General features: G+C 55.6%; 11 protein-coding genes. 3 read left to right on the forward strand and 8 right to left on the reverse strand.

The window, feature by feature from the left end:
- Positions 1 to 174: 174 nt before the first annotated feature.
- Positions 175 to 732 carry a hypothetical protein gene (locus ACFC3J_RS21325; protein ID WP_375197982.1) on the reverse strand — a complete coding sequence of 186 codons (558 nt, stop codon included), beginning with the start codon at positions 730 to 732 and terminating at the stop codon, positions 175 to 177.
- A 59-nt stretch (positions 733 to 791) separates the two neighbouring features.
- On the opposite strand from ACFC3J_RS21325, the gene ACFC3J_RS21330 reads away from it, so the two are divergent.
- Positions 792 to 1,250: a hypothetical protein gene (locus ACFC3J_RS21330; RefSeq protein ID WP_375197983.1), complete on the forward strand. Its 459-nt coding sequence runs from the start codon at positions 792 to 794 to the stop codon at positions 1,248 to 1,250.
- Between the two features lie 31 nt (positions 1,251 to 1,281).
- Positions 1,282 to 1,602, forward strand: coding sequence for a hypothetical protein (locus ACFC3J_RS21335; protein ID WP_375197984.1), 321 nt, complete (start codon positions 1,282 to 1,284; stop codon positions 1,600 to 1,602).
- Between the two features lie 140 nt (positions 1,603 to 1,742).
- Here ACFC3J_RS21335 and ACFC3J_RS21340 read toward each other — a convergent pair whose 3' ends face one another.
- Positions 1,743 to 2,249, reverse strand: a complete 507-nt coding sequence (locus tag ACFC3J_RS21340; protein ID WP_375197985.1) for a hypothetical protein — start codon at positions 2,247 to 2,249, stop codon at positions 1,743 to 1,745.
- A 73-nt stretch (positions 2,250 to 2,322) separates the two neighbouring features.
- Complete coding sequence (locus ACFC3J_RS21345; protein ID WP_375197986.1) at positions 2,323 to 2,532, reverse strand: hypothetical protein; 210 nt, start codon at positions 2,530 to 2,532, stop codon at positions 2,323 to 2,325.
- Positions 2,533 to 2,817: 285 nt separating this feature from the next.
- Between ACFC3J_RS21345 and ACFC3J_RS21350 the strand changes: the two genes are divergently transcribed.
- Positions 2,818 to 3,372 carry a hypothetical protein gene (locus tag ACFC3J_RS21350; RefSeq protein WP_375197987.1) on the forward strand — a complete coding sequence of 185 codons (555 nt, stop codon included), beginning with the start codon at positions 2,818 to 2,820 and terminating at the stop codon, positions 3,370 to 3,372.
- Between the two features lie 188 nt (positions 3,373 to 3,560).
- On the opposite strand, the gene ACFC3J_RS21355 is transcribed toward ACFC3J_RS21350, so the two are convergent.
- The 5 genes from ACFC3J_RS21355 to ACFC3J_RS21375 form a co-directional block, all read right to left on the reverse strand.
- Positions 3,561 to 3,896, reverse strand: a complete 336-nt coding sequence (locus tag ACFC3J_RS21355) for a barstar family protein (RefSeq protein WP_375197988.1) — start codon at positions 3,894 to 3,896, stop codon at positions 3,561 to 3,563.
- A 201-nt stretch (positions 3,897 to 4,097) separates the two neighbouring features.
- Positions 4,098 to 4,433 (reverse strand): hypothetical protein, encoded by a 336-nt coding sequence (locus ACFC3J_RS21360; RefSeq protein ID WP_375197989.1) that lies wholly within the window; start codon positions 4,431 to 4,433, stop codon positions 4,098 to 4,100.
- Positions 4,434 to 4,527: 94 nt separating this feature from the next.
- Positions 4,528 to 4,800, reverse strand: coding sequence for a hypothetical protein (locus tag ACFC3J_RS21365; protein ID WP_375197990.1), 273 nt, complete (start codon positions 4,798 to 4,800; stop codon positions 4,528 to 4,530).
- Positions 4,801 to 5,190: 390 nt separating this feature from the next.
- Positions 5,191 to 6,162: a hypothetical protein gene (locus ACFC3J_RS21370; protein ID WP_375197991.1), complete on the reverse strand. Its 972-nt coding sequence runs from the start codon at positions 6,160 to 6,162 to the stop codon at positions 5,191 to 5,193.
- An 857-nt stretch (positions 6,163 to 7,019) separates the two neighbouring features.
- A partial coding sequence (locus ACFC3J_RS21375) for a TonB-dependent receptor domain-containing protein (protein WP_375197992.1) occupies positions 7,020 to 7,568 on the reverse strand: 549 nt, incomplete at its 5' end.

A 7,568-nucleotide genomic window follows, 5' to 3' on the forward strand; every position in this document is an offset into this window, starting at 1 on the left:
CTATGTCCGCTATGGGGAAGCCAGAAAACTATCGTGATCGGCGAAAACTGGTCGCCTGCCGCCGGGCAGATTTCCGTCGTGCCACTCCGCAGGAAATGAGTCCATTTTGGTATGGATCGAGTGGGAAGCGGACTGACGGGTATCAGGCACATCGCGGAACAAAGCGGACGTCAATTATCTCTGTCGGGTCGTAGAACTCTGGCAAATCCAATCGTAGAAATACCTACACGCTTCGGCCTCGGTCTCGAAAATTCGCCGTTCGTTCTTGTGTCCACGCTCGCTGTAGAACGTCTCCCAGCCGCCTGAACAAGGCTTCAACACATACACTTCGGAGGCGTCATGGCTGCCTATGTTGTACGCATCTGGCCTGATTTTACTCTCCTCCAGCAGACGGACTAAATCCTCGGTGAGGGACGAGGTGACAACCGTGGCTTCGCCAATGATGCGGCCTTCCCAGAGATAAAAGCGACCGGCCTGAAGCATTGCGTGAACCGCTTCGCTTGGAGATAAAAATACAAACCGGAGCCTCCGATTTGTTCCGGGCAGCAAGGGTTCGTCACCGATGTCTGGCCAAGCATCATATCCGACGCGAGGCTCATCCAAGGAGGTCAGGCATGGGCAACCCCAGCCCTGATATGCCGCCCCCTTTTTGCCGCCGCTTGCAGTCTCGTACATTTGCACGTTAGCAATAATATGCTGATGGCTTTCAGGATTGCGATCTCGACTGTCCATGCTTCATCATGCAAGGCTCAGCGGATGTCCGCAACTGAGATACAAACATTGTCGACTGAATGGCAAAAATTGGTCGTCTGCGGCTAGGCGGCTTACAGCAGTGGACTTTTCGCCTGCCTGATACCTGCCAAGGATGGGGTTGCAGACTTGCGGCTTCCGGGAATCGCGAAAGGAAACTGGACGTTGTATGGCTCGTCCCTGCATTGCATTCTTGTACAATGAAAAATCCAGCGATGCTCATTCTTAGCTTCACGCTCATCCTCAGCGCGTGCTTAAAAAATCCGACCATTGACGAAGAGATCACCGAAAAGTGCAGCATCACCGTTAGCGAATACCGAGATGCCGAAACCAAACTGAATGCGAGCCGTGATGGTGCATCTATCCATGCCGGTCATTGCAGCCTTACCAGAACCAGCAAGGACGTTATCGAGGGCCAGGTAATCGACAGCGTACAGCAAGGGTGGGTGGACGGCAGTCCGCTTCAGGTGGACATCCATATTTTAGCTGACATACAATAGCCTTGGTATCGCTAGGGATGGCTTTCCATCAATGATTGACCCGCAGGAATTGTTTGATCGCGTGAAGCAGCTTTGGCCAGCCGAGGTCTCCATTCTAGAAAACGAACAGAATGACATTTATTGGTCATTGGAAAGGCGATTGGGAAATGATGATTGGATGCAGCTTGCTGCATGGTCATTTCATCAGGCTCTCGAAAAATATGCAAAGACGGCCTTCGCTCAAGGCATAGAAATCATGCCTACGTCATCCGTCACGGTAGCTGATTTCGACGCGAATGTGAGGGAAAACCTGAAACACGAAAGCTGGTCAGCAGACAGGCCGCAATATGGCAGCTTGGGATTGAAGCATTAGGTCCGCCTTTGGTCGTCTGCCGCTGGGCCGTTTTCCAAGCCCGAACCAGACCATTGCCTTGTCGGCGGCGCGGAGCGATTCGCAGGCTGGGAGCGTCGATCGCGGGTGGATTGGGAACGGTCTGCTGAGGGATACCACACTCAACAATTTGGCATGGCAGAGCTTTGGGCCCCTTCCTTTCGATCCTTCCGCCACGCTTCAAGGCGGAGCCTGCATTCTGCTGCAGCCAGCGGCGCAGGAATACAAAATGATTGAGTTCCAATCGAAGCGGCACTTGGGACAACTGCATCTACAGTGACGCCGCCGATCCGCTCGCAGGCAGCTCCCGGTTCAGCGTCGTAGTGAACAATGGAGACCGTGTAGTCTGGGCAAATGTCTCCGCAAATATGGTCATCCAAGACCATCACATCGTTATGAAGCCCCAGCCGCAAGCGACCATGATTGTTGCTTTTCGCGTCGTCAAACTTGATCGCTATGGCGGCGACGTCAGCGTCGCTGAGTCTTCTCGTAGGATTATCCGTAAAGAATGGGTCAGTGGTACGTCTTCCAAATTGACCAACAAGGAAAGCGACACTCAGCGAAGTAAAGATCGTCGCAACTGCGATCCAGAATATCAGGCGGTAAGGATTTTTGGTATCCAACTTCATCTCGGATTAGGAGTGGCCCGATAGTCCGCTATTTGAAATCATTTTATCATTCATTAATGATCGCCATTGGTCGTTAGCGCCTTGCCCTGTGGCGACCAAGAAAGCCAAGTTCAAGCGCAACCCCAGCCCAATAAGCAAGGATCATCACGAACAGCAGGCGTCGATAGTCGGGGCGAAGCAAGCCAAATGCCTCACCTGCCATTAAGGCCATTCCAACCCAGATCGCGATGAAGAATATCGTGATATGGGTAACGCTGAATAGGGCATCGAGCAAACGTGTCATGATCGCTACCTAGCACGATTTTCTATGTCGGCTATTGCGACCGGCGCGAGGCCAAACGAACGACCACAACTGGTCGCGTGCCGCCGGGCAGCTATCCATTTCCGAAGTGGACCAGCAAGTTATCGGCGGAGCGGAGTGATTCGCGGGCCGCGAACGACGATGCCGGGTGGGGAGCGGAAAGGCAGCTTATAGAACGAGCTTGCTGCGAACCTTGTGGTCGCGCTAACCCATTAACTTTGCAACGTGCCTTCCGTTTGCCATGTTGAAGAAAACGAGGGGCCTTCTGTGTTCGATTCGATAGGTGCGTTCAACAATCAATTTACGCCGGTAGATGGCGGCTATCTGTATTATCCGTCAAAAAATTCTGGCGGTAAACTTGTCACTGTTGATGAATACGAACAGTTAGCCGCAGGCTGGCGTAAAGTCGCTGGCCGCCGTGGCATGTGGAAGATCGTTGGCATCGTCATGTTGGCTATCGTCTTTTGGACCGCCATATCGAAATCTTTGTCTCTGCCGGAATGGTGGGACTCGATTATGGTTGCCGCATCTGTTGCGGGAATTTCGGCTTGGTTACTTTGGGCCAGCTTTGCCCCGCGTCGTTTGGTTCAAGATCGACCGGCGATAACTCCACCTAGGCCCGCTTCAGAGGCGAAACGTCAAGCGCGAGCTTTGCTCAATTGGCGTTTCATCACCATTGCACTCTTGCTCAGCGGTATCGCCTTTTTCGGTTCGTTGAACGCACCAGAACGCGATTTGAAATCTTGGGCTTGGCTTATTGGCAGCGGAGCGATGTTCGGCCTCTATATATGGATTGGCATTCGGAAGTTTCAGGATAGGTAGTTTCTGTTTCCGCTATGCAGCAAGCTGCCGAATGTCCGCTAACCGGGAACTGGTCTGGTTCATTGAATGGCAAAAACTGCCGCTTACCGCTGGGCGGCTATCCAATCCCAAACGGGAACAGCGGGTTATCGAAAGGCGCATACTGATTCGCCGGCCGGAAACGCCGTTGACGGGTGGGTGGCGGAAGGTCAGCTATCGGGTTGGCCTGTTAAATAAGGAGACACACCGTCTGCAATTTCGATTGATGCATGATCGGAAGTGATGTTCGCGACCGCCCCATAGCGAGCGAGTGCGCCAAACGCAGAAATCAGTTCATCAAAGGCTGTTTCGCTCGCGCGGTCTAGGCCAATGACAACCACGCGCAATGGCAATTCTACCTCATTAATATCCCCGACGATCATAGAATCGATGAGGGCTGCAATGTTATGGCCATGCCAATCCGGAGCGCCGAGTTTCCTTAACAGAGCCTTGTAGAAATCATCAGGCGTCTGCCAATGTTGGGCGTCGAGATTGACCACGTTCACGAATGCAGCTCCAAAACTTGAACCGATCAAAGCTGAGCGAATGACTGGTTTCGAGCAAGCTTTATTCTAATTCACGCGTCGGCCTTTGGTCGCCTGCCGCTGGGCGGCGTTCCAATGCCGAACCGGACCAGCAGATTATGAGCGAGGCGGAACGATTCGCAGGCCGGGAGCGACGATCGCGGGCGGGATTGCGACGGTCCGTTAGATGTTGAGGAGGGTATTGTCGGACCAAACATCCTCATAGTCCGCCGCGACCAGAAACCTCCATCCTGGCGGCAGAGCCATGAACGGCAATGCAGCCGGGCAGTTCTCTTTCAGGTGATACAGATGCAGGGGTTTGAAGAAAGCAGGATCATCAGACCATTCACCTGACCAAATGAACCAGCCCGTTGTTCCACTTTCCGGCGGATGACGGAGGCCATTGAGTGGCAACTCGCCTCGCAGGGCGCTTTCAGAAATACCTACCTTATATGTTTCTTCGGATGGCATGAATTTGGTGCCATGCCGCTGACATATCTCTAGTTGCACTTGATCCATGGCCTAGATTTAGCGGGGTCTGGGCATGTCCGCTATCGGGAAGCACGATGACCGTTGTGCTCGGCAACAAATGGTCGTTAGCGCAGCGCGGCTGTTAAGCAGGACCGAAATCCAACGGTGCCGCCCGGCCATCTGGATAGAACATCACGCTCTCGGCCGTATAGATCACCAATTCGATGCAATCGGTCCCTTGAACAAGTTCGATTCGCAATGTGGAGCCATTTCCATCAGCAGCCCTGTCAGCAGGGTCATATAGCAGCATCAACTCTTCGCCAGGATTGAGGCGGAAGCGAGAAGTGGAAAGTTCCAGATTCAAAAAGATGGTGGATTCTGTTGGGTTGGCGAACGTTTGCCTCAGCTTTCCCACTTTGCTTTCCCAATCCCACTGCAACCTCTGTCCGCTTACAGGTTACGCATAGTTGATAGCAAACGACAACAAATGGTCGTCTGCGGCGCGGCGGCTTCCTACGCAAGGCTGAGGGCAGCTTTCCCGAGTCGGTTGTCACCAAGCCGCCGTTCTGGATTCGGCCATTTTACGTCTTTCAGTGTCGGCCAGTTTGGACAAGTTCTCTGTGGTTCAGGTGTCAATCAACGGAGGCTTTACTGGGAATGGTGACTCGAACACGCGCCGAAACCGCCAAAAAGGTCGGGGGGTAAGTGCGGGGGTATCGGTCAACTTGACTTTTCAGAAAGACGAAAAATCAGCTAAATCAGGGCACTATTCGAGTATCGTAAGCGCACCAGCATAACCTGTTGATTATCCTGACATTTTTGGCTCCTTTGCGCTTTCGACCGCTTTTTGCGTTCCGGTGTGAACCCGATGCAGGGTGCCGGGTGCCCGTTGGTCGAGTTCGTCGATGATTCCCTGCAAAGCCTTCTGAACCGACGGAAATTCGCCCATAGCGTAGACTTCGGTTTGCGACGGGGCGCGGTGGCCCATGAAGCCTTCCAGATCCCAGCGCTCGGCGCCGCGATTGCGGCAGAGGGTGGCGAGGCTGTGGCGTAGGACGTAGGAGCGCCATTCGCGGCCGGTGGGATAGTCGAGCGCGCCCAGCATGGTGTCCCAGGCGCGGTCGACGTCCTGAATGCCCCGGCCGTAATAGTTGACCAGCCAGCCCCGCGACGGTTTCAGGCCGTCTTCCACGGCAAGCCAATCGGCGTATTCGGCGCAGAGCCATCGATCGAGCAATGGCAGCACCGGAAGCATCGGGCGGAATTTCTTCGTCTGGCGGCGGCCGGCGGGGTTGAGGTCGATCGTCGCGGAGCCGGGCCACCATTGCTGGCGGGCCGGTTGGACCGAGATGTCCACTACGGAGCTGGGGCGCGCGATCGTGCAGAGCGTGCCGATCAGGAAGGCATGCAGCGAACCTCGCGGCTTTTCTGCATCGGCCGCATATTTGAGCATTTCCGCCAGTTCCGGGGCGCCGATGCGGGTGCGACGTTTACGCTGCACCTGGGCGGCGGGTAAGGGGCGATAGGTCGGGCGCTTGTCCGACCGCGGCGGGTCGGCGTTGGCCGCATGGTTGAGGACGGCGATCAGCTGCGCAATGGCGGCTTCCACGGCGGCCGGGGAGCGGGGACGGGAAACGGTGACTTCGCCGTCCTTGTTCTTCCATTCCACCGGGCGCTCGCTCAACCAGGCGCGGAAAGCGTTGACGAAGACTTTGGTGCAGGCGGCGGCGCAGGTCGTGGTCACGCCGAATTTTCCGGCGGGGTCGGCCTCCTGCATTTCGAGGAATTCCGTGACGTGCTTCAGATGCGACCTGATGGATCGACATGTCGGCCGCACGACGACGCATGGCGACATATTCCCAGGGTTGGATGATCGGCGTTCCGGCGGTGGAGCGCGACAGATCGACGGGACGCATGTTCGATACTCCTGATGGTGGGCAAAGGAAGGGCGTACCGGCAATCGGGGGAAGCCGGTGGACGGGGATATTCGGCAGGGGATGCAGCCCGCTTGCCGACCGCCCTGCTGACGCGGGTGTCCAGTTTCACGATGGCGGTGATAAATCTCGGTGGGCGATGCGCCGGGCAGCGTCACATGGATGCTGCTGCTGATCGCATCCGCCGATTTCTGCGTTGCTTGGGCGATGTCATCGGCCAGTGCCTCGCGGCAAGCCAGCTTATCGACCAGCGATATGTTCAGCTGCCGCGCATAGCTTTCGAGGATAGGCGCGAAGCCGCCACCAGACTCCATGAAATGTCGGTCAAGCGCGATTGCTTGCATAGCCTTGTCGCTTTCGCTGCAATAGCGAACAGCCCCCTTCGCGCCAGCCTCCTGCTCCTTCAGCACGCCGATGATCTGCTTTTCTGTGAACCTTGCTCGCTTCATTCGTCCGTCCTTCCATCAGGCCAGACTCTAATCAAGCTTGGAGGAAAATCCGGGGTGCACCTCGTAATGAGTCTACGCGCTAAATTGCCGCGGCCGGCCTCAAGGCCACCAAGACGGGTGTCACTTTTTCTCCGTGACACCCGATCCTGGATGACCTCGTAAGGAAACGGGCCTCGGCGTTACGAAACGATCAGAAACTTTGACCGGCTGCGTCAGGCCATGTTTCAAACAATCGCATCTTTAATTGCCGATCAGAATATATGGCGTACGCCGAAGGCGACGCTTCTGCCGCGCAGCGGCGATTGGTCCTTGACGAACGAGGTATGCGAAAAGGCAAGCTCGTTTAGAAGATTGGTCCCGCGAACATAGAGCTCGACAGCTTTGTCCTGGCCGAGCTCGAAGCGATAGCTGAGCGTGGCATTGACCATGTCGTATGCCGAAGTGCGGGTTTCGTAAGATGCGAATTTGGTCTGGGCGAAGGTGTGATAATATTCCAAATCGCCCGAGATTGGTCCGGTGCCATGCTCATATCGGGCGCCGAGGCGACCGGGTGGGATACGTGGTAGATTGTCGTTTTCGCCCTTGAGCGTGGCATCGACATAGTCGCCAAACAGCGTCACGCGCGATGCCGGCGTGAACCGGTAGCTTATCTGGCCGTCGATGCCGGTGAACCGCGCATTCGCTGCCGTGTAGATCAGGAAATTGTGCGGAACGCCGGTCTCGGTCTCGGTTTCGATCAGGCGCGCAAAGACATGGTCGTCGACTTTCTGGTGAAACAGACCGAGCTCGAACTCGAACGG

Source organism: Sphingobium sp. (genome assembly GCF_041987595.1).
In the GTDB taxonomy this organism is placed as follows: Bacteria; Pseudomonadota; Alphaproteobacteria; order Sphingomonadales; family Sphingomonadaceae; genus Sphingobium.

What these genes read in the sequence shown, in the direction of transcription:
- ACFC3J_RS21345 (WP_375197986.1), bottom strand. Translation starts at nt 2,532, where the DNA reads ATGACACGTTTGCTCGATGCCCTATTCAGCGTTACCCATATCACGATA.
- ACFC3J_RS21340 (WP_375197985.1), bottom strand. Translation starts at nt 2,249, where the DNA reads ATGAAGTTGGATACCAAAAATCCTTACCGCCTGATATTCTGGATCGCA.
- ACFC3J_RS21370 (WP_375197991.1), bottom strand. Translation starts at nt 6,162, where the DNA reads ATGCAGGAGGCCGACCCCGCCGGAAAATTCGGCGTGACCACGACCTGC.
- ACFC3J_RS21330 (WP_375197983.1), top strand. Translation starts at nt 792, where the DNA reads ATGGCAAAAATTGGTCGTCTGCGGCTAGGCGGCTTACAGCAGTGGACT.
- ACFC3J_RS21335 (WP_375197984.1), top strand. Translation starts at nt 1,282, where the DNA reads ATGATTGACCCGCAGGAATTGTTTGATCGCGTGAAGCAGCTTTGGCCA.
- ACFC3J_RS21360 (WP_375197989.1), bottom strand. Translation starts at nt 4,433, where the DNA reads ATGGATCAAGTGCAACTAGAGATATGTCAGCGGCATGGCACCAAATTC.
- ACFC3J_RS21325 (WP_375197982.1), bottom strand. Translation starts at nt 732, where the DNA reads ATGGACAGTCGAGATCGCAATCCTGAAAGCCATCAGCATATTATTGCT.